This is a genomic window from Hamadaea sp. (assembly GCF_013362815.1).
GTDB lineage: Bacteria > Actinomycetota > Actinomycetes > Mycobacteriales > Micromonosporaceae > Hamadaea.
In genome coordinates, this window is the sequence record NZ_JABFVK010000053.1 from 1 (window position 1) to 24077 (window position 24077).

The window sequence follows — 24077 nt, forward strand, 5'->3', positions numbered from 1 at the left end:
CCTGTTGTACATCGCGGTGGCGCAGCGCACTCATGAGCGCTCGCACGCGGCCTTTCAGCGTACGGCTCGTGCGGTGGAGGCCCATCGGATCAAGGAGGTCGCCGAATGAAGGACCTCCGCCTTGTCTTCGACGCGGCGCCGACGGCGCACCGTGTCGAGGTCCCTTCGGGGATGAGTTTCATGACCGTCCTCTTGGGGACGAACGCCAACCCTTACCTCGAGTCCCGATGCGCCGGATTCCACCGGCCCATCGCCTGACCCGTACCGAGGAGACAAAGATGTCCAACTCCCCCTCCGAGCTGAGCCGCCGCACGGTTCTGCGCCGTGCCGCGGTGGCCGGCGCGCTCGCCGTGCCCGCCGTCAGCTTCCTGGCCGCCTGCAGCGACGACGACAAGGGCGGCGACGGCGGCACTGTGGCCAAGACCCCGACCAACCCGTTCGGCATGAAGGAAGACGCGACCGTCGAGGTCGTCATCTTCGACGGTGGCTACGGTCAGAAGTACGCGACCGACGGCCTCGAGCCGAACTTCAAGGCCGCCTGGCCGAAGGCGACCGTCAAGCACACCGCCACCCAGGACATCACGGCGCTGGTGCAGCCGCGGTTCCAGGGCGGCAACCCGCCGGAGTTCGTGAACAACTCGGGCACCAAGTCGATGGACTTCGGCGCCCTGGTCGCCGACGACCAGCTCGCCGATCTGACCGAGCTGTGGGACGCGCCGTCGGTGGACGACCCGAACAAGAAGGTCCGCGACACCGTGTTCGCCGGCACCGTCGAGGCGGGTTCGTTCAACGGCAAGCCGTTCGTGCTGTACTACGTGTCGACCGTGTTCGGCATCTGGCACTCGGACAAGCTGTTCAAGGACAACGGCTGGGAGGCCCCGAAGGACTGGGCCGGCTTCCTCGCCCTGTGCGAGAAGATCAAGGCGAAGGGCATCACGCCCTACGGTTACGCGGGCGCCAACGCCGCGTACTACCAGTGGAACGTGATCCTGACCCAGGCCGCGAAGATCGGCGGCGGCGACGTCCTGAAGAACATCGACAACCTCGAGGACGGCGCCTGGACCAACGAGGCCGTCGTCAAGGCCGCCACCGCGTGGGGCACCCTGGCGTCGAAGGGTTACATCAACCCGGCGTTCGAGGGCCTCAAGCACACCGAGGTGCAGCTCCAGCAGAACCAGTACAAGCTGGCGATGTACCCGTCGGGTGACTGGCTGGAGGGCGAGCAGGCCGCCACCACGCCGAAGGACTTCGTCTACCAGCTGGCGCCGGTTCCGGCGTACGACGGCTCCGACAAGCTGTCGCCGGCGGCGGTCCGCTCGGCGGCCGGTGAGGGCTACTTCGTCTCGAAGTCGGCGGCCAGCAAGGCCGGCGGTCTGGAGTTCATGCGCCAGATGCTCTCCAAGAAGAGCGCTCGTGCCTTCACCGAGATCACCGAGGCGCACGCGCCGACCGTGGTCGCGGGCGCGTCGGACGGCTTCGCCTTCCCGGCGGGTGTGAAGAGCTCGCAGGCCGCTCTTGCCGCGGCGGGCAAGGATGTCGTTACCCTCTTCTTCGACGGCTGGTACCAGGACCTCGACAAGGAGGCCCGCGCCGCCACCAACGAGCTCATGTTCGGCCGCATCGACGGCAAGGCGTGGGCCGAGCGGATCCAGAAGAAGGCGGACGCCATCAAGAAGGACGCGTCCATCACCAAGTTCAAGCGCTGATTTAGGAGCGTTGGGGTCATGCGGCACGGCAAGTACCCGTTCGTGGCGGGCTTTCTGTTCCTGCCGGTCCTCCTGTATGTAACGTTCGTCATCTATCCAACGTTGCGAACGTTCTACATCTCGATGACCGCGTGGCGGGGCTTCTCGGTTGCGCCTAAGTGGATCGGTTTCGACAACTACAAGCAGTTGTTCGACGACGATCGCTTCTGGCAAGCCATCACGCACCACCTCGAATTGCTTGTCGCGTTGCCGCTGATCACCATCGCAGTCGCCCTGTTCTTCGCGTTCTTGCTGAACGTGGGCGGCGGCTCCAAGGGCGGAGTGCGGACCGGGGTCTGGGGGTCGAAGTTCTACCGAGTGGTGTTCTTCCTCCCCCAGGTCCTGGCCATCGCCATCGTCGGCGTGATGTTCCAGACGGTCTACCGTCCGGACAACACCGGGCTGGTGAACGGCGTTCTGACCAAGCTCGGGTTCGACCCGGTCGCCCTGCTCGTCAACAAGAACACCGCGTTGTGGGCGATCATGTTCGTCGCCATCTGGCAGGCGATCGGCTTCTACGTGGTGCTCTTCTCGGCGGGCATGTCCAGCATCCCCGCCGAGATCTACGAGGCCGCCGAGCTCGACGGCGCCACCCGTGCCTCGCTGTTCTTCCGGGTCACGCTCCCGCTGCTGTGGGACACGATCCAGGTCGCCTGGGTCTACCTGGGCATCGCCGCGTTCGACTTCTTCGCGCTGATCAACGTGCTGGCGCAGGACGGCGGCTACGGCGGTCCGGACGGAGCGACCACGACACTGGCGACCGAGCTCTACTACGCGGCGTCGAAGAGCAAGCTCGGCTACGCATCGGCGATCGGTGTCGTCCTCTTCTTCTTGACGCTGACCTTCGCCGCGTTGACACTGCGTGTCACCAAGCGCGAAACCATCGAGTACTGAGTGGGAACCGCGATGACGACGAACACCACCCCCGCGCAGGACCGCCTGGCGGCCTCCGCGAGCCCGGCCGCCCGTACGGCGGCGGGCCGCCAGAAGCGGGAAATCCGCCTCTTCTCCCGGCTCAGCAGCATCTCGCTGATGGTCTGGTCGGTCATCATCCTGGGCCCGCTCATCTGGGTCTTCCTCTCCTCCTTCAAATCGCCGGAGGAGATCTTCAGCAGCCCGTGGACGCTCCCCGCCAAGCTGCGGTGGGACAACTGGGGCCGGGCGTGGAACACCGCGCACATCGGCACCTACATGATCAACAGCGTGATCGTGGTGGCGATCAGCACCGTCGGCACGATGCTGCTCGGCTCGATGGCGGCGTACGTCCTGGCGCGATACAAGTTCTTCGGCAACCGTTTCATCTACTACTTGTTCGTGTCCGGCCTGGCGTTCCCGGTCTTCCTCGCGCTCGTGCCGCTTTTCTTCGTGGTACGCGATCTGGGCCTGCTCGGCACGAAGACCGGCCTGATCCTGGTCTACATCTCGTACTCGCTGCCGTTCACAGTCTTCTTCCTCAGCGCCTTCTTCAAGACGCTGCCGACCTCCGTCGCCGAGGCCGCGATGATCGACGGCGCCGGGCACGTGAAGCTGTTCTTCCGGGTCATGATGCCGATGGCGAAGTCCGGCCTGATCAGCGTGGGCATCTTCAATGTGATCGGGCAGTGGGCGCAGTATCTCCTGCCGGTTTACCTGGTCCCCGGCGGCTATGAGAAGAACTGGGTACTCACCCAGGGCATCGCCGAGATCTCCACCCAGGCCGGCTTCAAGTCGGACTGGGGCGCGCTGTTCGCGGCGATCACCATCGCGATCCTCCCGATGATCCTCATCTACGCCGTGATGCAGCGGCAGATCCAGGCGGGTCTCACCGCGGGCGCGGTCAAGTAGCCATCCGTCCCCTCGAACGAGCCGATCTCCGCTGGAGGTCGGCTCGTTTGTCGTACCTGGGCAGCAGAATGAGCAGCGTGATCGTCGCCGTCGCTCCCGACCCGTCGCGGGGTGCCGTCGTGCAACCGCTCGGGTCCGACGGGATGCCGACGGCGGAGCCACGGCACGTCACCGATCTGGCCGCCGAGGTTCGGGCCCGGCCCGAGGTGCGCTGGGTGTGGCCGTCCACGGAGACGGTCTACCCGGCGATCCTGGACGCTGCTGTGCGCGTACCACGGTGTCATGACCTGGAGATGACCGAAGCCCTGCTCGTCGGCGCGGAGGGTGAGTGGGGTGCGCCCCGGTCGTTCGCGGCGGCGTGGGCGCGACTGACGGGCGGGCCGGTGCCACCCGATCCTCCGGTACGCCAAGCCGCACCGCCTGGCGAAGCGCAAGGGACGTTGTTCGGCGAACCGAGCGCAGCCGCCGAGGCGACCATCGAGCAAGTCACTCGCGTGTACGCCGACCAGCTGAAACGCATCTCCGCGACGGCCGACCCCGCACGATTCCGGATGCTGGTGGCGGCCGAGTCGGCGAGCGCGCTCGTCGCAGTCGAGATGGGCCGGGCGGGTCTGCCGTGGGACGCGGCGACGCATGACGAGCTGCTCACCGAGCTGCTCGGCGCACGACGCCCGGCCGGTGGTCCGCCGCAGAAGCTGGTCGAGCTGACCGAGCAGATCTGCCACCTGCTGGCGAGCCCGGGGCTGCATCCCGATTCGCCGGCTGAGCTGCGGCGCGCGCTGCGCAAGGCGGGCATCGACGTGCCGAACACGCGGGCGTGGGTGCTCAAGCAGGTCGAGCATCCGGCGATCGAACCGATCCTGCACTACAAGGAGCTCTACCGCATCTGGACGGCGCACGGCTGGTCCTGGCGGCAGCAGTGGGTCCGCGACGGCCGGTTCCATCCGGCGTACGTGCCGGGCGGGGTGGTCAGCGGCCGCTGGGCCACCCGGGGCGGCGGAGCGCTGCAGATCCCGGCCGTGCTGCGGGCGGCGGTGCGGGCCGATCCCGGCCGACGCCTGGTGGTCGCCGACGCCGGCCAGCTCGAACCCCGCATTCTCGCGGCGGTCTCCCGCGACCCCGGGCTGTGCAAGGCGGCCGGGCCGGGCGACATCTACACCGGCCTGGAGGGGTTCGCCGACCGGGCCACCGCCAAGGTCGCCCTGCTGGGCGCGATGTACGGTCAGACCGGCGGGCAGGCGGCACCGGCGTTGGCCGTCCTCAAAGGACGGTATCCGCACGCTTGGGCCGTCGTGGAGGAGGCTGCGCGTACGGGCGAGACCGGTGGGCTTGTCCGCTCGTGGCTCGGCCGGACGTGTCCCCGGCCCGGTGCCGCCCCCGACAACGACGGGGAGTGGTTCAACAGCCGCGACGGCGACCTGCGTACGTCGGCCGGTCAGCGGGCGCGGGGGCGGTTCACGCGTAACTTCGTCATCCAGGCGACTGCTGCGGAGTGGGCCGCCACATTGCTGGCCCTTGTGCGTACGCGACTCTGGGACGTCGATGCCGAACTCGTGTTCTTCCAGCACGACGAGGTCATTCTCGACTGTTCGTTGGAAACCGCGGAGTATGTCGCGGGGCTGCTTCAGGAGTGCGCGAACGAAGCCGGGCGCTTGCTTTTCGGGCCGACGGAGGTGCACTTCGTCATGGACGCCAAGGCGGTCACCGCGTACGCGGACGCCAAGCCCTCCTGACGCTCGCCTGGGACACGTGTGGCGTGATCTTGAACGGAAAACGTTGCCATGACAGCGTTTTCCGTTCAAGATCACGCCGTCAAGCCCGGCGGCGCGAGCCGAAACGGCGATGCCCGCCGCAGGGCGCGCGACGGGCATCGGGTGCAGGAGAGGGCGTCAGACGTCGACGCCGAACTTTCGCAAGATGGCACCACCGGCGAGCCAGGCCCCGGCGCCGAACGAGATGATGATGAACAGGGTCGACAGCACCAGCGTCTCGACCTTGCCGCCCACCTCGACGGAGATGGCGTTCGGTACGCCGATCATGCGCCACAGGCGGATCTTCTTGAACCCGGTCGGGATGGGCCACAGGATCGGCACTCCGGCGCTGGTGACGATGTCGCCCATGAGGTGCACGAAACAGCCGACGCCGACGGCGAACCCGATGAGTGGATAGCCGCGGCCGGAGTCGAGGTTCTCGAAGGTGTACCAGGAGGCGGCGGCCGCGACGGCGGTGGTGATGACCCAGCCCGCGCGCTTGGCCCAGTGCTCGAAGACGCCGCGCAGGGCCAGCCCGATCATGAAGAACAGGATGGGTAGCACGGCCCACTTGCCGAAGCGCTGGCACAGGAAGCTCGCGCCCCAGCCCATCAGCACCACGAACGGCAGCGTATGCGTGAAGGTGCGGTGTCCGTAGTCACGCTTGGGATCGTGGCTCAACCGGGTGGCGGTGTAGATGCCGAGGGAGAGTTTCTCGATGACCTCGGAGATGAACATGGACACCGGGCCGAAGGTGTGCGCCACCGTCGCACCGCCCTGGTTGGTGGTCACCTTGCCGGAGAGATCCAGGTCGGGCAGGAGTGCGCCACCGGCGCACATCGCGGTGCCGAGGGCCAGATAGAGCGGCGACTGGTGTGGATAGTCGAAGACCTGCTCCATCACCACGGATCCGGCGAGCCAGGTCGCGGCACCGGAAAGCGCGTGCGAACGCCCCATCATGGTGGCTGATTCCTCCCCATTGGATGACCCCGCGATCACGGGTCGCGCACACTTTGCCAGAACACTTGTCGCAAAGCAATCAGCCGGACCTCCACCTTGGATGTCCGGCTGATGACTGTGGATTTCTAGCGTACGGGTTCGACCGCCAGCAGATCGGTGATCAGGGCGGTGAGAATGCCCGGCCCGTCCTCGGTCAGCACCGATTCGGGGTGGAACTGCACTCCGGCGTACCGGGGTCCGCGGAGTGCGTGCACGAATCCGTCCGGCCCGGCGGCCAGTCGGACTCCGTCCACTTCGGAGGTGAGCGCGGTGAACGTCGAGTAATAGCCGACTCGGCGTACCGTGCCGAACAGGTCCGCGTCGATCGGCAGGCCCTGCGCCGGCACCTCACGGCGATGCAGCGTCAGCCCCAGCTCCTGGGCCAGCACCTGGTGCCCGAGGCATACCGCCAGCAACGGCTTGCGGTCCGCGAGCCGCCGCCGGATCACCCGGCGCAGAGCAGCCGCGCTCGCCAGCGCCGGATCCGTGGGATCGCCGGGCCCCGGACCGGCCACGACCAGGTCCGCGTCGACACTCTCTTCCACCGACTTGTACGCCTGAAGCGAGACCGTCATCCCCAGCGAGCGGAGCATGTGGGCGAGCATGCCGGTGAAGGTGTCCTCGGCGTCGACGATGACGCAGGTACGCCCCTCGAACGGGCGGGCGAAGGTCACCTGCGTCCGGTCGGCGAGCCAGAAGGGGGAGAGCCGGTCGTTGCGGGCGGCGAGCGTACGGACCACGTCGGGATCGTCGGCGAACCGGGTCGCCGCACCGGCCGGAGCCGACGACGCGGGCACGAGACCCAGCGCCGCCAGTACGCCGGCCGCCTTGGCGTGCGTCTCGGCCACCTCGCCGTCCGGCGTGGAATCGCGTACCAGTGTGGCGCCCACCGGAACCCGCACGAGCCCGTCACCGATCCGCGCGGTCCGGATCAGGATCGTGGAGTCGAGCCGGGGCGTGCCCGTGTCGTCGTGGTCGAGCAGCGCGACCACCCCGCCGTAGTAGCCGCGGCCGCGCTGCTCGTGGCGGGCGATGACCCGGCAGGCGTTCTCGATGGGGCTGCCGGTGACAGTCGGCGCGAACATGGTCTCGCGCAGCACGTCGCGGACGTCGAGCGAACCGCGGCCCGCGAGCAGGTACTCGGTGTGCGCGAGGTGCGCCATCTCTTTGAGGTAGGGGCCGACGACCTGGCCGCCGCCGTCCGCGACGACCGCCATCATCTTCAGCTCCTCGTCGAGCACCATCGCCAGCTCGTTGACCTCCTTGGGATCGGCGAGGAAGCGCAGCAGGCCGGCGCGGTCGGGCCCGCTGGCGGGATGGCGATAGGTCCCGGAGATCGGGTTCATCATCACCAGGCCGGCTTCGTGTGAGACGTGCCGTTCGGGGCTGGCGCCGACGAAATACTCCGTGCCGGTATAGACCAGGAAGGTCCAGTACGCCCCGGTCTCCCGGCGCAGCAACCGCCGCAGACAGGCGAGCGCCGTACGCCGTTCGTCGGCGACCTGCGCCTGCCGGGTGCGGTGGATGACGAAGTTCGAACCTTCGCCCCGGCCGATCTCCTCGGCGAGGACGCGCCCGACGATCTCGGCGTACGCGTCGTCGGCGATGTCGAAGCCGAGATCGGTGACCTCGCCGATCTCCTCGGGCAGGGCGGCGAGCACCTCGGGCAGGCCGGCCCGCCCCCGTTCGGCGGCGACGAGGCAGAGCAGCGGTTCGCCGTCGTCCACCGCCGCGAAGCCCCGTTCGGCGATCTGCCGGTGGGGGAGGAGGGCGAGGGTCGGCGTACCGGGGTCGAGCGGAATGAGGCCGGTCGACGGCGCGGTCGTCATCTGTCCGATGAGGACTTCGACGTGGCCGGCGCCTTCGCGGCGCAGGAGGGCGTACGGGCGGGTGCCGTGGAGCAGGTCGGCGAGGTCGGTCATGGCGGGTTCTCCCAGATCAGGGGCCGCCCTCGGGTTCGGCGTCCGCCACCGGGAACACCGACGGCCGCCTCATCGAGGCGGCCGCATCGTGGATGCGCGAGCTTCAGGCCGCCGTAGGGGCGGGCCACCAGCTCTGTCGCGCGTACATGCCAGAAAGCTAGCAGAAAGATGATCGAGAGTGCGACATCTACCGGCGATTTATGTCAGATGGTTGGCTCAGCGTCGGCTTTTCGGCCGAGCAGGGTTACCATACCGGCATCCTGCGGCCGGGGGCGGCTCTCGCGGGGCGGGCGCCTGCCGGCCGGGTGGCGTCGATGCGCAGACACGACAACCGGAGGGGCGGCGGTCATGTTGGGGAGGTTGCGCAGCAGGCGATTCGACGCACCGACGTCCGATGAGGACGGTAGTGGCGCGGTCAGCCGGGGACAGGTGAACGACATCGTCGTCAACCTCGCGCGGCGCAGTCAATCGTTGGTGGAACGGCAACTCAAGGTGGTCGAAGAGCTCGAACGCGACGAACGGGACCCCGAACGTCTGGCCGCGCTGTTCCGGCTGGAGCGGCTGACCGCCCGGATGCGGCGGACGAACGAGAACCTCCTCGTCCTCGCGGGCGGGTCGGCCCGACGTCGCAGCCGTGAACCCGTGCCGCTGGCCGCCCTGGTGCTCGCCGCCGTCTCGGAGAACGAGCAGTATCAACGGGTTCGGGCCGAGGTCGAGGACGGCGTACAGGTCTCCGGGGTGGTCGCGGCCGACCTGGTCCACCTGCTGGCCGAGTTGCTGGAGAACGCGGTCGGCTACTCACCGCCGACCAGCGTGGTCACCGTGACCGGCGAACGGACCGCGCCGGGTGCCCGGGTGATCGTCACTGATCAGGGCATCGGGATGCGGGACGAGGTCAGAGACGAGCTGAACCAGCTGCTCGCCGATCCACCCGAGGTCGACGCCTCGGTCACCGAACGCATGGGGCTGGTGGTCATCGGCCACCTCGCGGCACGGCACGATCTGCGGGTGACCCTCGCGGCGGCGGCCGGCGGCGTACGCGCCACCGTCGAGCTGCCGGAGGCCGTCCTGGAGCCCCGCAAGCGCGACCGCACAGCGGCTGTCCGGCTCACCACCACCGAGCCGTTCGACGCCGAACCGACCATGCGCCTGCCCATGGGCGAGCCGGTCGAGGAGCACACCATTCTGCTGCCCTCCCGGGTGCCGATGGCCAGCCTGCCGCCGTCGACCGGGGAGCCGGAGGGCCCGGCGAAGCCGGTGGCCGCCGACCCCGCCACCGAGCGGGTGCTCACCCGGCTCTACGACGGGCTGCGCGAGAACTAACCGATCGGAGCGATTCATGGTGGTCGACACGTTGAGCCCGTCGGCCCAGCGGCTGCACTGGCTCATCAGCGGATTCGTCGACCGGACCGCGGGTGTCGCGCACGCCGCCGTGGTCTCGGCCGACGGGCTGCCGCTGGTCGCCGCGCAATCGCTGGCGCACGACCGCGCGCTGGAGCTCGCCGCGATCACGGCCGGCCTCCACAGCATCGCGCGGGGTGCGGCTGAGCTCACCCTGTCGTGCGGCGTCTCTCAGACGGTCGTCGAGATGGACCGCGGTTATCTGCTCATCATGTCGGTGAGCGAGTCGGCCGTGCTGGTAGTGCTCGCCGTGCGGGCGGCCGACCTCGGCGTCATCGGCTTCGAGATGGTGCGCCTGGTCAAGGCGGCGGGCGACCTGCTGACCCCACAGCTGCGCGACGAGCTCGGGGCCACCTGGTAAGCCAGGCTCGGCGGCGGCCGAGATCAGCCTGGCTTGTCGGCCTTCTCGACGTCGTCGGCGGCGGCGCGCAACGCCGTCGCCCGGACGCTCGTGATGTCGTTGGTCCGCTCGGCGAGGGCCACCCGATTGCGGAAAGCCTGGAGCTTGCCGGTGATGCGCTTGCCCAACTGCACATCGATCAGCATGTCGCCGACTTGCGCGTCCAGCTTCTGAGCCAGATCCGCCGTGATCTCGCCGAGCGAGCGGCCGGCCGTGACGCTGTCGCGCAACGCTCCCAGCGCGGTCTTGACCGCCGCGGGGTCGGTGATCGTCGAGGTCGTAGGGGTCGGCGATCCGCCCGGCCCGGTAGTGCTCACGCCCGGCGTGGTCGGGGCAGCCGAAGTAGACGGCCGGGGAGACTCGACGCCGGTGGGCGCTTCCGATCGAGCGCTGCTACGCGGCGTCGAACCGGGTGTGTTCCCGGCCGTCTCGATCGGCTCGCTGCCGACGGGCAGCAGAGAAGGCAGTGCGCCCGCAGTCACTCCGCCCACGCCGGCGGCCACGACGGCTCCCGCGAGGCCGACCGCGGCGAGCCCGACCCGGCGGCGATTGGGAGCGTACCGGGGACGGACGACCAGGGCTGGCGAGGTCGTCAGAGCGGCGAACGCCGCCGCCAGATCCGCCGCGCTCTCGCCGACCCGACCCGCTCGTGCGCACACCGCCGCCAGCGGGGCCGGTACCTCGCGCACGCACGACTCGACCAGTATGCCGAGCGCGTTGACGTCGTCGAATTCGCTGGCCGCCTCGGTATGCCAGCCGAGCTGAGCGGAACCCACAACGCCCAGCAGCACGGCGCCGGTGGCGGTCAGCACGACGTTGCCTGCGTCGACCTCGCCGTGGGTCAGACCGCGGTGGTGCAGCGCCGTGATCGCCTGCCCGATCTGGCCGCCGATCTGCGCCGCTTCCGCCGGGGTCAGCGTCTCGCCCGTCAGCCGGTCGCCGAGCAGCTCGCCTTCGATGAGGCTCAGCACGACGAACGGGGTGGGCGCGCCGTCGCCGGAGAAGGCCTCGCCCACGTCGAGCACGCCGACCAGATGCGGATGGCTGACCCGGGCGGCGGCCCGGGCTCGCGCCCGCAACGCGATGAGGCTGTGCTCGTCCCCGGCGGCGGACGGGAAGAACTTGACCGCGACCGGGCGGCCCAGCACGTCGTCGAAGGCCGACCAGATCTGCGCACCAGGCGACGCCGCTAGACGCTCCACGAGGAGGTAACGGCCTGCTACTGGGGTACCCGCGGCGAACCCGAGCATGAGGGGAGTCTGCCTTATCCTCGCCGATGCCACCGCAGTGGCCCCGGATGAATGGACCAGATGAGCCGCCGCCACCACGAACGGCGGGCGCGAAGCTCCCCGACGTACGCCGTGGCGCTGGCGCGAGCCCGGTGGGCGTCGTCTTCCGCCAGCCGTCCCGCACTGAACTCGGCCGCGTTGACCAGCCCGGCGAGGTCGTCGAGCCGGGGAGCCGGCAGCCGCACGTGTTTGCGGCCCGGTGGTGCGGCCGCCTCCCCGGCGAAGGCAACCACCTCCGCCGCGGTCAGATGTCGGGGACTGCCCTGCCCGGCCAGCCGCAACGCGTCGGAGACCTCGAGCCAAGCGCCGGCCACCCGATCGGCCGGGCTGCCCTCGTCGAGCCGTCGTCGGCGCAGACCCCGGCGGGCGATCAGCAGCGTCAGCACCGAACCGACCAGGATCAGGACGACGAGCCCACCCGCGCCCGCGCCGACCATCGGCACCACCGATCCGGCCGCTGCCGCCGATCCGCTTGCACCGGACCGCGCCGCCGCCGAGGCAGACACCGACTCGGTGGGCAGCGGCTCCTGCGTCGGCGGCTCGGTCGACGGCTCCGGCTTGGGCTTGAACTGCTCCTCCAGCGGTTCAGGCTGCTGACCCGGGCGGGGCAGTGGATCGAACGCAACCCAGCCCACGCCCGCGAACAGGACCTCCGGCCAGGCGTACGCGTCGGAGGCGAGCACCTGGGCGGCGCCCTTCTTGGCGTGGAACCCGACGACCACCCGGGCGGGCAGGCCCATCATGCGGGCGAGAACGGCGTACGCCGCGGCGAACTGCTCCGCAGTGCCCTTCCCGCCGCCGTAGCCCGTCTTGTCGCCGAACAGGAAGTAGTCGAGGTTGGGCAGGGCATGGCCGCTCGGCGCCCCGCTGTCGAGGCGGTAGTGGGTCGCCAGGAACTGCTCGATCGCCGAGGCTCGGGCGTAAGCCGCGGAGTTGTCGGCGGACAGGCGCTGGGCGAGCTGCTGCATCCGCTCCGGCAGGGTGCCGCTGCCGACGGCCAGGTATCGGCTGACCTCCGGTCCGGTCGGCACGTCCGCCATGGGCAGGGTGTTCTCGTCCGGCACCGTCTGCACCGACGTCACGGCGTACGACATGCCTGGCGTGAGGCCGGTGGGCAGCATGAGCGTGCCGCTGTCGACGTCGATGCTGACCCGCAGGCCGTCCACGCGGCGAGCGCTGGCGACCGCGGGCAGGAGTTTGCCGGCGAGCCCGACCACCGTGATCTCCTGGGAGATGGTGGCGTCCTTCGCGACGGCCTGCTCCGCCCCGGGCGCGGCGGCCGGGGGAGCGGGCGGCGACGGCAGCGTACGCGCGGCGGGCCGATAGTCCCCGGAGACGTGCCAGGTCACCCCGTCGTAGTCGGGCAGCACCGCGAGCCGGATCGCGCTGTCGGCGCTGAGGTTGGTGTCGAGCAGGTGCTCGGTCGGGTTGACCGCCCAGCCGGAGAGCCGAATCAGCGGATTCTGGTCGAGCGCGTCGAGCTGGGGCGGCGTCACGTATGCACGCGGATCCACCGGCGGCTTGTCGACTACGCCGGCCAGACCCGGCCCGAGCAGCGCCGCGACGGCCACGATGACGGTGACTCCGGCGAGCGCGGCGACGGCGGCCCGGACCTGCAACGCGCGCCGGGTGACGGCGTCGACCCGGTCGGTCCGCACCGGATCGGGCGCGGCGGCCCGGGCGGCGCTGGTGCCGGTCAGGGCGAGGGCGGCGATGGCCAGTCCGCCGAAGACGATCCCGGTGGCCGGCCCGCCCCGATGGGGTCCGACCAGGAACAACGCGCCGCCGTAGAGCAGCGTCGGCGGCAGCAGGCTCAGCAGCGTCCGGCGGGCACGGCCGGCCAGTTCGGCGGAGGTGAGCCCGGCGAGCCAGGCTGCGATGACCGGAATGACGACGGTGTCGGGCTGCGGCGCGACCGGCACGAGCGCGGTCAGCAGCCGGGGTATGCCGTTGGCCACGGCGTCGGCGGCGACGTCGGGCAGGCTGCCGGGGACGTCGGCCTGCTGGGCGGACAGCCACACCGCCAGGGCCAGATAGCCGGCCAGCCCGAGCACCGACACCGGCGCGTCGATCCACGAAGGCAGGCGGCGTACCGCCACGGAGAGCAGGACGCTGGCGACGCCGGCCCCGGCGACCAACTGGAACAGCAGCGGACCGTCGTAGATCTCGCCGAGCGTCCAGCCCGCCAGGACGATCATCCCGGCCAGCACCACCGGTACGCCGAGTGCGCGGACCAGCCTCACCATCGGCCGACCCCCTCCCACTCGGCGGCGAACTCGACGCCGTCCTCGGCCCGCAGGAAGAGCATCCCGGCTCCGCCCGGCTGAGGCTCGTCCGGCGTGATCGGGCCGAGGATGCCGGTGACCACGGTGGGGAAGGCCCCCCGGAGCGCTCCGACGAGCCCGAGATCGGCGACACCGCCCGTGCCGGTCAGGTAGACGAGCGTGTCACCGGGGCGGTGCTGACGCAGCCGGTTGGCGGCGTTGGCGAGCCGACTGTCCACAGTGTCTGCCGCATCGGCGGTAGCCGACGGAGTGACCTCGGCGAGCGCGTCGAGCTGCGCCTGAGCGCTGCCGCGATGCCCGGCGACGGCCCGGCCGCCGACGGTGTGCAGGACGACCGGAAGGTCCTCGCGGACCGCCGCCGCGATCACCGACGCGGCCGCCTCGCACGCCGCCTCGAACGCGGCGATCTCGCCGTCGGGCAGCGCGGGGGCGGCGTACGACCCGGACCGGTCGTCCAGCAGCACGACGATGCGAGGCAGGCTGGTGTCGAGGTGCTCGCGGACCATCAGCTCGCCGACCTTCGCGCTGGTACGCCAATGCACGTGCCGCAGCTCGTCGCCGATGACGTATTCGCGCAGCGCGTCGAAGGTGATGCTGCCGTGCGGCACCCGGTCGATGCGGCCGTCCATGCTCCGGCTGACCCCCGCCGGGACCGCCTGGAGCGGATGGATGCGCGGATGCACCCAGATCGAGGCCGAGCCGCCGTGGTCGCGGCCCAGCGACAGCAGGCCCAGGGGATCGCGCCGGGTCACCCGCAACGGGCCGACCTGGATGACTCCCCGCCGCCCGGTCGGCACCGGATAGCCGACGTCCATGGTCGCCCCGGCCCGCAGGCGCAGCACCGGGACGGCTACGGCGACCTTGTCGTGCACGGTCTGCCCGTCTCCGCTCAGCCGGCCGCAGGAGTCCTCGGCGACCAGACTGGCCGCCAGCAGCCGGCTGGTGTTGCGTACGGTCAGAATCACGTGGCTGCCCTCGCCACGGCCGACCCGATCGGGGTCGACCGAACGGGCCACCTCCAGTCGCGGCCGCCACACGCCGTAGGCCAGCGCGCAGCCGATCGCGACGAACGCCGTCGCGCCCACGACCACCAGTTCGGGATAGCCGAACCGGATTCCGGTCAGGGCCAGCAGCACCCCGCCGACGCCCAGGCCCAAGCCCCGCGGCGTGATCGGCAGGCGAGCCGCGAACCTCATCGGGACCGCGTGTCAGCCTGACCGGGCAACGGCACCGGCACCGACTCGATCGCGTCCTGAAGCACCTCGGCTGCCGTCACCCCACGCAGCTGCGCGTCCGCAGTCAGCAGGATGCGGTGGGCGAACACCGGCTCCACGAGCGCCTTGAAGTCCTCGGGCAGCACGAAGCCCCGGCCCTCGGTCAAGGCGTACGCCGCGGCCGCGCGGGTCAGCGCGATCACGCCGCGGGGACTGACCCCGACGCGGACGTGCTTGTGCTCCCGGGTGGCGGCGGCCAGCCGCACGGCGTACGCGTAGAGCGGATCGGCCGTGTGCACCCGCTGGGCCAGCCGGATCGCCTCGGCGATGGTGTCGGTGGTGCAGATCGGCTCGATGGCCTCCGGCGAGCGGAGGTTGGCCCCGCGCAGCACCTCGATCTCGACCAGCTCGCTGGGGTAGCCGACGGACAGCTTCATGAGGAACCGGTCGAGCTGAGCCTCCGGCAGCCGATAGGTGCCGTCCATCTCGACCGGGTTCTGCGTGGCCACCACCAGGAACGGGCGCGGCACCGCGTGGCGTACGCCGTCGACGGTGACCGTGCGCTCCTCCATGACCTCCAGCAGCGCCGACTGCGTCTTCGGCGAGGCGCGGTTGATCTCGTCGGCGATCACGATGTTGGCGAAGATCGGGCCCGGGTGGAACTCGAACCCGCGTGTCGCCTGGTTGAAGATCGTCACACCGGTGACGTCCGAGGGCAGCAGGTCGGGCGTGAACTGAACGCGCCGCCACTGCCCCTGCACGGCGCTGGCCATGGCCCGGGCCAGCGTCGTCTTGCCGACGCCGGGCACGTCCTCCAGCAGCACGTGCCCCTGCGCGAACAGGCAGATCAGCCCTAGCCGCACCACCTCGGGCTTGCCGAGGACCACCGTCCCGACGGCTCCGGTGAGCCGGGCCGACAGGTCGGCGAAGGCGGTGACCTGTGCGGGGGTCAGCGGCGGCTGGGGCTGATTCACGTCGTCCCTCGTGTGTCGTAGTGCTTGTCGTAGCGGTCGTGGTCAGGCGTCAACAGGACGGCAGATTGCTGAAGTCTGACTCGGAGATGTCGGTGTACGCGATCGGGATGTAATACGGATCGTTGACCATGACCCAGTTCGAGCTGCGCTTGTTGTTGTTCTCCCCGGCGGCGTAGATGCTGTCGCCGGAGGCCCCGCAGACGGGGTTCACCGAGGTGCCGTCGCGGTGGTAGACGCCGTTGTCGCAGCAGCCGTTGTCCTGCCGGAGGTAGATCGAGCCGCCGTCGTCCTTGTACTCGTAGATGCCCTCGGAGCAGCCGTTGCACTGCGCGGTGGCGGACATCTTCAGCGTCCGGGTCGTCCCGGTCGCGGTGTAGGAGCCGGCGGCGTTGCTGACCACCAGGGTCCACGAGTACGCCTTGTCGGCCCGGTTCACCCCGACGGAGAGCTTGGTGCCGTTGGCGCAGGAGGTGTCGGTCGCCGCGGCCTGCCCGGAGACGGTCAGCTTGCAGGTGACGGCGTCACCGGTGAACGTCGCGGCGACGGCCACCGCCGAGTACGTGGCGCTGGCGTTCTCTGCGCTGCGTACCGGGGCGGCGAGGGTCTTCGCCGTCGTCTTCGCGGCCGGGCCGACGCCCGCCTCGTTGACCGCGACCACGGAGACCTGAACGGTGGCCCCGTCGGCCAGCCCGTTCCAGGTCAGGCTCAGTCCCGTCGTGGACTTCGTGGTGCCGTTGACCGTCACCTGGTACTCGGTGATCGGGCGGCCGTTGTCCGACCCGGGCGTCCAGCTCACCTTGATGGTGCCCTTGGCGCTGGTCACCGTGGCCGCCGACAGGCTCTTCACGGCGGCCGGCTTGGTGAAGGGGACGACCGTGTTGCTGACCACCGACGCCTTCGAGGCGACGCCGATGTCGTTCACGGTGATCACGGTGAACGTGTACTGGGTGCCGTACTCGAGGTCGCCCGCCTTGATGGTCAGGGCGTTCGTCGTGGCGGTGCCGATCGGCGCGTTGGATCCGCTGGACACCGCCGTCACCTCGTAGCGGGCGATGGTGTGACCCTGGCCGTTGGCCTTGTCCCAGGTGACCGCCACGGTGCCGTCCGGCTTCTCGACCGCCTTGACGGTGAGCGGAGGATCGGGAACCTCGAAACTCGGCGTCACGGTGTTGCTCGTACGCTTCGGCCCGGAGCCCTTGGCGTTGACCGCCCACACCGTGAAGCTGTACTTCTGCCCGTTCGTCAACCCGGTGATCACCAGCGACCGCTGGTCGGCCCCGACCTCGAAGGTCTGCCCGTTGCCCTCCACGACGTACTTGAGGACGGGCGAGCCGTTCTCCGGCGCCCGGCCCCAGGTGACCCGGGCCTGCGTGTTGCCCGCGACCGCCTTGAGGTTCTTGACCGCGCCCGGCTTGCCGACCGGCGGCGTGGGCGGCGGAGGCGGCGGCAGCTTCGGCGGGTCGCCGCCGAGGACGTCGTTGACGAACTTGTCGACGATCTTCACGTTGCCGTTGTCGTCGACGACTCGCGCCGACGCGGCGTTCGGGGCATTGATGAACAGCCGGTTCTCCCGGACCTCCAGGTCGATCGGCCCGTTGGCCTCCTTGAAGGCGATGGTGTCGAGCAGCTTGCCGTCGCGGTCGAGGACGTAGATCGCGCCGTTGGTCTCATCGGCGATGTAGAAGCGGCCCGACCAGGCGACGGCGGGCTTGAGCTTCGCACCGGCCCCCGGCACGGTGAAGTCGCTGACCTTCTCGCCCGCGACGACGAAGACGTGCCGGCCGTCGACCACCGTCACGGGGACGTCGGGACCGTTGGTCCGGCCCGGCAGCGATCCGGTGCCCTGGAGATCGAGGCCGACCTGGCGCTGGTGCTCGTCGATCACCGTGGTCAGCTTGCCGTTGGTGCGGTCGAGGACGGCGACGCCACTGTCGAGAGTGGAGACGACGAGGTCGTGGCTCCGGTCGGCGACGGTCACCGTCTTCACCCGGGTCGGGGAGGCGGCTCCGCCCGCGCCGCCCGCCGACGGCAGCGGCCCGGTCGGCTCGATCGCGGCGATCGTCCCCTCCTCGGGGATGGCGATCCAGAGCCGGCCCTTGCCGTCGAACGTGCCGCCCGTGATGCCCGGCGGGAAGTGGATGGGCTCGCCGATGCCGGCCAGCGTCCGGGGGTCGATCTGGCGTACGACACCTTGCGCCGGGTCGATGAGGAACGCGGCGTCGCCGTTGAGCGCAACCGTCACACCGAGGCCGGAGGTGCTCGCCGCGGTGCCCGAGGACTGCAACGTCGCGAGGTCGAAGGCGTTGAGCTTGCCCGTGTTGACGTCGCGCAGCACGAGGTAGCGGTCGGTCTGGCTGACCTGCATCGTGTGACCCGCGGTGTTCGGCACGCCCATCCGGGTGTCGACCCGGCCGGTCACGCCGTTGACCCGGGCCATCTCGCCCTTGAGCGAGCTCCACAGCCACGAACTAGAGTCGTAGTTCGCCGCCGCGTGGTCCTTGGCCCCCAGCCCGAACCACGTCAACGCCACCCCTGCGACCAGGGCCAGTACCGTCGCGATCGTGACGATGCCGCCCTTGGTGCGGGCACGTCGTCCGATGGCGCCGGGTGACAGATCGACCATGGTTCGCCCTCCCCATTCGCGAGCCGGCACAGCCGGCTGCGCTCGTCACGGCGTTCCTCCCTGAAGCCGGACGTCATCATAGGTCCCACGGCCGACATCGAAAAGGCGCGGTTGTCCGGCTGTGGACAATGTCGCCCCTCCTGACCGAAGGTTCCGGAGGACGGTGCGAACCGCTGCTCAGCTGGCCTTGGCGCTACTGCGCGTCGTGCATACGGGAGTCGATTCGTAGATCTCCGAGCCGGAGTAAATCGTCACGACGCTGAAACAATAGGCGAACTTGGCATTGAGTCCGGTGATCGTGAAAGTGGGCTTCGCGCCGAGGTTGCCGGTGACGAGCTTCATCGTGTCCCGGCTCGCGCCCATCTTCACGGCGAATCCGGCCGAACCGCCGGCGGGATCGGTCCACCGCAGCGTGATGGAGTCGCCCCGGTCGCTGATCGTCAGGTTGGTGGCCGGGCCGCGCGCGGCCTGCGACTGCTGCTGCGACTCCGCCGTCTGCGGACCCGGGCCGGTCGGATCAGCGCCCCGGTTCAGCATCAGGACCACCACGACACCGGCGGCGACCACCGCGACGAGGGCGGCGGCGACCGCTGCCACCATCGCGCCCCGGCCGCGCTTCTCCACGATGACCGACGGGGTGGCCGTGAACACCTGCGACGGCTGGACCATCGGCACCGGCGGCGGCGCGATCGGTTCCCGGACGGCGATTTCGTCGCGCGGCGATTCGGCGTACCGGACGGGGCCGCTGAGCGACGGCAGCGGCGCGTGCTGCACCGGGGCGGGCAGCATCTCGGTCCGCTCCACGAGCGCGGCTCCGGGCCCCTGATCGGCCCGCGCCGGGCTGTTCTGCGGCAACGCCGGGTGGGGTCCGGCCGACACCGCAGGTCCGGTCGGCACGGCGGGTCCGGTCGGCACGGCGAGAACGCCGGGTGCCGGGCTGTGCGGCTGGGCGTACGCCGGACTCGGCGGCGTCTGCGGGCCGAGCCAGGTGACCGCTTCGCGTACCTGGTCCTGGAGTCCTTCGACGCCGACGCCGTGGGCCGCCACCCGGCCGTAGTGCTTACGCGCCTCGTGCTTGTTGCCCAGCTGGTCGGCGACGCTCGCGAGCTCGAAGCTGATCCGGAGCAGCACCGGTTCCGACGCGTCGAGGCGCAATGAACCGGCCTGCAACGCCTCCTCGAGTACGCGCCGAGCCGTGGACAGGTCGGCGGCCCGCCGATGCAACGTCGCCAGGAGGAGTGCCGTGGCCAGAATGTCCGGATGATCCTCCCCGTACTGGAAAGTGGCGCTGTCGAGGCTGTCCTCCAGCAGCATTCGGGCCGAGGCGAGGTCGCCTCGGTCGCGCAGGGCACGGGCCTGCGCCCAGACTTCGGGTAGGTGAGTCGGCTGCGGCACGCGTACATGCTGCCGCGTCGGCGCGATATTCACCAGCCCGTCGTCCACAGGGTGGCGGCGGATAAGCTAGTCGGTGATGAAGCTCGTATTGGACCTGCACGACATCTACAACAAGGGCGGCGAGATCGATCGCGCGCTCAACGGCATCGTGCGCGAGGCGATCGCGAAGAAGGCCGCCCTGGTGGAGATCATCCCGGGGAAGGGCTCCGGCCAGCTCAAGAAGAAGGTCCTGCGCTTCCTCGATCAGAAGGAGATCAAGGCGCTGTACCACCGGGTCGAGAAGGACTCCAAGAACTTCGGCCGGATCTTCGTGCATTTCCGGCACTGACCGGCTGACGGGAGCGCCGGATCAGGGATCCGGGTCGAATCACCCCGCAAGATTCGACCGAGAACCCTGATCCAGCGCCAACAAAAGGCAGCGCCAACAAAGGCAAAAAACTAGAGCAGTAGGCACCGAGCGGAGTGCGACGAGGAGCCGCCGACGGCGACCGTAGGTACCGCCGAGGAGCACGAGGGCATCGCGTGCGGGCATCGGTTACGGAAGAGACAGCCGGTGGCGGGTGGCTTCCCGCCGCGTACGACCAGGGAATCCCGAGCCGGGCGGACCGTGGCCGGATCGGGAGCCGCCGCCGCGAGCAGCTGGGTGTAGGGGTGCGCGGGCCGCAGGATGACGTCGTCGCTGGGCCCGCTTTCGACGATCTGGCCCCGGTACATGACCATGATCGAGGTCGCGAAGTACCGCGCGGTGGCGAGGTCGTGCGTGACGTAGAGAACGGCCAGGTCCTCCTCCCGCTTCAGCTCGTCGATCAGGTGCAGGATCTCCAGCCGGATGGAGACGTCGAGCATCGATACCGGCTCGTCGGCGAGCAGGATGCGCGGCCCGGGAGCCAGCGCGCGGGCGATGGCCACCCGCTGGCGCTGCCCGCCCGACAGTTCGTGCGGATAGCGGCGGGCGACCTGCTCCGGCGGGGTCAGATTGACTCGGCGCAGCAGGTCCACCGCGCCGTCGCTCGCTGAAGCCCGGCGCGTCCGGCCGTGCAGCAGGAGCGGCCGCCGCAGGTGATAGCCGATCGAATGGGCCGGGTTCAGTGAGGCGAACGGATCCTGGAACACCATCTGGACCTGCCCGCGATACGCGCGCTTGGGTCCCGGTGCCCGCCCGTCGAGCAGGATGCGTCCCGAGGTGGGCCGGGTCAGCCGGGCCAGCATCCGCGCGATCGTCGACTTGCCGCTGCCGCTCTCCCCGACCAGCGCCACGGTCTCGCCCGACCGCAGCGAGAACGAGACGTCGTCGACCGCGGTGAGCCGGGAACGACGCCCCTGGTCGCGCACGGTGAAGACCTTGCTCAGGTGCTCTACGTCCAGTGTCGTCACGCTGCTACCGCCTTCGAGGAGAACAAGTGGCACGCCACTCCGTCCAGCAGTTCCGGCTCGTGCGTACAGGGCTCGAACGCGTGCGGGCAGCGGGGGGCGAACGGGCAGCCGCCCGTGAGCCGGGCCAGGTCGGGCGGCGTACCGGGGATGCCGCGCAGCGCTTCACGATCGCCGCGCAGACTCGGGAACGACCGCAGCAGGCCCTGCGTGTAGGGATGCTGCGGGTTGTCGAGGATCTGCCGCGAGGTCCCCGTCTCCACGAACCGGCCCGCGTACATCACCGCCAGCCGGTCGCTGATCTCCAGCAACAGCGACAGGTCGTGGGTGATGAAGACGACCGCGAAGCCGAACAGCTCGCGCAACCGGTCGATCTCGTCCAGGATGTCGCGCTGCACGACCACGTCCAACGCCGTCGTGGGCTCGTCCATGACGATCACATCCGGTCGCAGGGCCAAGGCCATCGCGATGGTCACGCGCTGCCGCATCCCGCCCGAAAGTTCATGCGGGTACGCCGAAAGCCGTGCCCGGTCGATGCCGACGAGGTCGAGAAGTTCTTCGCAGCGCGCTTCGACGGCTTTGCGGCCCAGATCGGGCTCATGCGTGGCGAACACGTCCGCCAGCTGCTTGCGTACGGTCATCACCGGGTTCAGGGAGTTCATCGCCGACTGGAAGACCATCGCGATGCGCCGCCAGCGGAACGCGCGCAAGGCGTCGCCCTCCAGCGACAGCACGTCGACGGGATCCTCGCCGGGACGGGTGAACGTGATCGAACCGCCGGTGAGCCGGGCCGGCGGGCGCAGCAACCGCGTCACGGCGTACGCCAAAGTGGACTTGCCGCAGCCGCTCTCCCCGGCGATGCCGAGCACTTCGCCCCGGGCCAGGTCGAAGCTGACCTGCCGGACGGCTCGCACCGGATCGTGCAATCCATAGTCGACGGTCAGGTCTTGGACGCTCAACACGACGTCGCTCATTGAGCAGTCTCCTTGCGCAGCCGCGGGTTGACCCGCTCGTCGATGGCGAAGTTGATGAGCGACAACCCGGTGCCGAGCAGCGCGCAGAACAGACCGGGCGGCACGAACCACCACCACGCGCCACGGGGGAGCGCCGACGCGGAGAGCGCGTAGTAGAGCATTCCGCCCCAGGAACCGGAAGCTCCGCCGGCCAGCCCGAGGAAGGCGAGCCCGACCTCGATGAGCACCCCGCCGAGCACCGCGAACACGAACTGCGCGGCGACGATGGGGGCGAGGTTGGGCAGGATCTCGAAGACGACGATGCGCCAGCCGGGTTCCCCGGCGACCCGGGCGGCGTCGACGTAGTCGCGGTTGCGCAGCGACAACGTCTGCGCCCGCAGTACGCGCGCCGGCCCGGCCCAGGCCGTGACGCTGATGATCGCCGCGATCATCATGATGCCCTTGGTCTGCGTGTAGTCGGTGATCAGAATGACCAGCGGCAGTCCGGGCAGGACCAGGAAGACGTTGCTGAGCAAGGAGAACGACTCGTCGAGCCAGCCGCCCAGGTAACCGCCGACGACCCCGATGAGCAGCGAGACGGCGGTGGCGAACACCCCGACCAGTACGCCGATCGTCAGCGAGCCGCGGGTGGCCGACATGAGTTGGGCCAGCACATCCTGCCCGGTGTTGGTGGTGCCCAGCCAGTGCGCGCCCGACGGGCTCTGGAGCTGGTCGTAGCTGAGCGCTTCGGGATCGCCGGTCAGCAGCGGCCCGACGACGGCGATCACGAAGAATACGGCGGCGATGCCGAGGCCCGCCAGGAGCTTGCCGGACGGCCGTCGGCGCGTACGCCGGACGTCGGTCACCGGTGCGGTGGGAGTGGCGAGCACGGCGGTCACGCGCGAGCCTCCTGTCGCGTACGCGGATCGATGACGCCGTAGACGAGGTCGACCAGCAGGTTCGCCCCGAGCACGGCGAGCGAGATGATCAGGAAGATGCCCTGCATCAGCGGATAGTCGGCGCTGTTGACCGCCTGGATGAGGGCGAACCCGATGCCGGGGTAGTTGAAGACGATCTCGGTGGCGATCTGGCCGCTCACCACGAAGCCGAGGGAGATGGCGAACCCGGCGACGCTCGGCAGCACCGCGTTGCGGGCGGCGTAGGAGAGCATGACCCGGCGCGGCGACAGCCCCTTGGCCTCGGCCATGACCACGTAGTCCTCGGCCATCGTCGACACCATCATGTTGCGCATGCCGAGCATCCAGCCCGCGACGCCGGACAGGACGATCGTCAGGGCGGGCAACGTCCCGTGGTAGATCGCGCTGCCGAGGAAGGCGCCGCTCGCCTCCGGCCCGGTGAAGTTCGCGACGTCGTAACCGAAGTTCAGCGGGAACCAGCCGAGCGTCGAACCGAGCAGGAAGAGCAGGATCAACGCCAGCCAGAAGTACGGAATGGCGGCGAGGAAGGTCGTCGACGGGATCAGGCCGTCGATCCAGGTGCCGCGCTTCCAGCCGGCGAGCGCGCCGAGGCCGACGCCGAGCACGACGGTGATGGTCAGGCTGACTCCGACGAGGACCAGCGTCCAGGGGAGGGCCTGCGCGATCACGGTGCTGACCGGCACGGGATAGTTCGTGATCGACAGGCCGAAGTTGCCGTGCGCGAGGTTCTTCAGATACCCGAAGTACTGCACCCACAGCGGATCGTCGCTCACGCCGAACTGGAGCTCCAGCGCGCGGCGGTACTCCGGCGGCGGGGGTGAGGTCGCCTGGACCCGGGACAGGAACAGGTCGACCGGGTTGCCCTTGATCAGCCGGGGGATGAAGAAGTTGAGGGTGATCGCCGCCCAGGCCGCGATCGCGTAGAACCCCAGTTTGCGCAGGACGAATCGCATCCATGCCTCCTTTCAGACGCGCGTCATGGCCCGGTCCCTC

19 protein-coding genes and 1 pseudogene are annotated in these 24077 nt (G+C 69.8%); 8 read left to right on the forward strand and 12 right to left on the reverse strand.

Going from position 1 to position 24077, the window contains the following annotated elements; all coding sequences use genetic code 11:
• The 5 genes and pseudogenes from HOV77_RS24040 to HOV77_RS24060 all read left to right on the forward strand — a co-directional run.
• Positions 1 to 109, forward strand: a pseudogene (locus HOV77_RS24040) (RpiR family transcriptional regulator); the annotation flags it as partial.
• 169 nt (positions 110 to 278) lie between these two features.
• The gene (gene ngcE / locus HOV77_RS24045) at positions 279 to 1706 is read left to right on the forward strand and encodes an N-acetylglucosamine/diacetylchitobiose ABC transporter substrate-binding protein (RefSeq protein WP_290865312.1); all 1428 of its coding nucleotides are present in this window, start codon (positions 279 to 281) and stop codon (positions 1704 to 1706) included.
• An 18-nt stretch (positions 1707 to 1724) separates the two neighbouring features.
• Positions 1725 to 2639, forward strand: coding sequence for a sugar ABC transporter permease (locus HOV77_RS24050; RefSeq protein WP_290865314.1), 915 nt, complete (start codon positions 1725 to 1727; stop codon positions 2637 to 2639).
• A gap of 12 nt (positions 2640 to 2651) precedes the next feature.
• Positions 2652 to 3569, forward strand: coding sequence for a carbohydrate ABC transporter permease (locus tag HOV77_RS24055; protein WP_290865316.1), 918 nt, complete (start codon positions 2652 to 2654; stop codon positions 3567 to 3569).
• Between the two features lie 68 nt (positions 3570 to 3637).
• Positions 3638 to 5302 carry a bifunctional 3'-5' exonuclease/DNA polymerase gene (locus HOV77_RS24060; RefSeq protein WP_290865318.1) on the forward strand — a complete coding sequence of 555 codons (1665 nt, stop codon included), beginning with the start codon at positions 3638 to 3640 and terminating at the stop codon, positions 5300 to 5302.
• Positions 5303 to 5458: 156 nt separating this feature from the next.
• Here the strand turns inward: HOV77_RS24060 and HOV77_RS24065 are convergent, their stop codons facing one another.
• Together HOV77_RS24065 and HOV77_RS24070 are read right to left on the reverse strand one after the other, a co-directional pair.
• The gene (locus HOV77_RS24065) at positions 5459 to 6280 is read right to left on the reverse strand and encodes a metal-dependent hydrolase (protein WP_290865320.1); all 822 of its coding nucleotides are present in this window, start codon (positions 6278 to 6280) and stop codon (positions 5459 to 5461) included.
• 125 nt (positions 6281 to 6405) lie between these two features.
• Complete coding sequence (locus tag HOV77_RS24070; protein ID WP_290865322.1) at positions 6406 to 8241, reverse strand: chorismate-binding protein; 1836 nt, start codon at positions 8239 to 8241, stop codon at positions 6406 to 6408.
• 360 nt (positions 8242 to 8601) lie between these two features.
• On the opposite strand from HOV77_RS24070, the gene HOV77_RS24075 reads away from it, so the two are divergent.
• Positions 8602 to 9564, forward strand: a complete 963-nt coding sequence (locus HOV77_RS24075) for an ATP-binding protein (RefSeq protein WP_290865324.1) — start codon at positions 8602 to 8604, stop codon at positions 9562 to 9564.
• Between the two features lie 31 nt (positions 9565 to 9595).
• Positions 9596 to 10003, forward strand: a complete 408-nt coding sequence (locus HOV77_RS24080; protein ID WP_363260867.1) for a roadblock/LC7 domain-containing protein — start codon at positions 9596 to 9598, stop codon at positions 10001 to 10003.
• A gap of 23 nt (positions 10004 to 10026) precedes the next feature.
• Here HOV77_RS24080 and HOV77_RS24085 read toward each other — a convergent pair whose 3' ends face one another.
• From HOV77_RS24085 to HOV77_RS24110, 6 genes are all read right to left on the reverse strand, one after another.
• A complete protein-coding gene (locus HOV77_RS24085) occupies positions 10027 to 11292 on the reverse strand; it encodes a protein kinase (RefSeq protein ID WP_290865328.1) in 1266 nt (421 codons plus the stop codon).
• A 14-nt stretch (positions 11293 to 11306) separates the two neighbouring features.
• Positions 11307 to 13577 (reverse strand): transglutaminase domain-containing protein, encoded by a 2271-nt coding sequence (locus HOV77_RS24090; RefSeq protein ID WP_290865330.1) that lies wholly within the window; start codon positions 13575 to 13577, stop codon positions 11307 to 11309.
• Positions 13571 to 14794 (reverse strand): DUF58 domain-containing protein, encoded by a 1224-nt coding sequence (locus tag HOV77_RS24095; protein WP_290865427.1) that lies wholly within the window; start codon positions 14792 to 14794, stop codon positions 13571 to 13573. Before HOV77_RS24095 ends, HOV77_RS24090 begins: the two co-directional genes overlap by 7 nt.
• 14 nt (positions 14795 to 14808) lie before the next feature.
• Positions 14809 to 15804, reverse strand: coding sequence for an AAA family ATPase (locus HOV77_RS24100; protein ID WP_290865332.1), 996 nt, complete (start codon positions 15802 to 15804; stop codon positions 14809 to 14811).
• A gap of 49 nt (positions 15805 to 15853) precedes the next feature.
• Complete coding sequence (locus HOV77_RS24105) at positions 15854 to 18427, reverse strand: fibronectin type III domain-containing protein (RefSeq protein ID WP_290865334.1); 2574 nt, start codon at positions 18425 to 18427, stop codon at positions 15854 to 15856.
• Between the two features lie 177 nt (positions 18428 to 18604).
• Complete coding sequence (locus tag HOV77_RS24110; protein ID WP_290865336.1) at positions 18605 to 19822, reverse strand: tetratricopeptide repeat protein; 1218 nt, start codon at positions 19820 to 19822, stop codon at positions 18605 to 18607.
• 76 nt (positions 19823 to 19898) lie between these two features.
• Between HOV77_RS24110 and HOV77_RS24115 the strand changes: the two genes are divergently transcribed.
• A complete protein-coding gene (locus HOV77_RS24115; protein ID WP_290865337.1) occupies positions 19899 to 20150 on the forward strand; it encodes a Smr/MutS family protein in 252 nt (83 codons plus the stop codon).
• A 110-nt stretch (positions 20151 to 20260) separates the two neighbouring features.
• On the opposite strand, the gene HOV77_RS24120 is transcribed toward HOV77_RS24115, so the two are convergent.
• The 4 genes from HOV77_RS24120 to HOV77_RS24135 are packed head-to-tail and all read right to left on the reverse strand — an operon-like array spanning position 20261 to position 24037.
• Positions 20261 to 21196: an oligopeptide/dipeptide ABC transporter ATP-binding protein gene (locus tag HOV77_RS24120; protein WP_290865339.1), complete on the reverse strand. Its 936-nt coding sequence runs from the start codon at positions 21194 to 21196 to the stop codon at positions 20261 to 20263.
• Positions 21193 to 22167, reverse strand: coding sequence for an ABC transporter ATP-binding protein (locus HOV77_RS24125; RefSeq protein WP_290865341.1), 975 nt, complete (start codon positions 22165 to 22167; stop codon positions 21193 to 21195). Before HOV77_RS24125 ends, HOV77_RS24120 begins: the two co-directional genes overlap by 4 nt.
• Positions 22164 to 23045: an ABC transporter permease gene (locus HOV77_RS24130; RefSeq protein ID WP_290865343.1), complete on the reverse strand. Its 882-nt coding sequence runs from the start codon at positions 23043 to 23045 to the stop codon at positions 22164 to 22166. The genes HOV77_RS24125 and HOV77_RS24130 overlap by 4 nt, the downstream gene beginning before the upstream one ends.
• A complete protein-coding gene (locus tag HOV77_RS24135) occupies positions 23042 to 24037 on the reverse strand; it encodes an ABC transporter permease (protein WP_290865345.1) in 996 nt (331 codons plus the stop codon). The genes HOV77_RS24130 and HOV77_RS24135 overlap by 4 nt, the downstream gene beginning before the upstream one ends.
• Positions 24038 to 24077 lie beyond the last annotated feature (40 nt).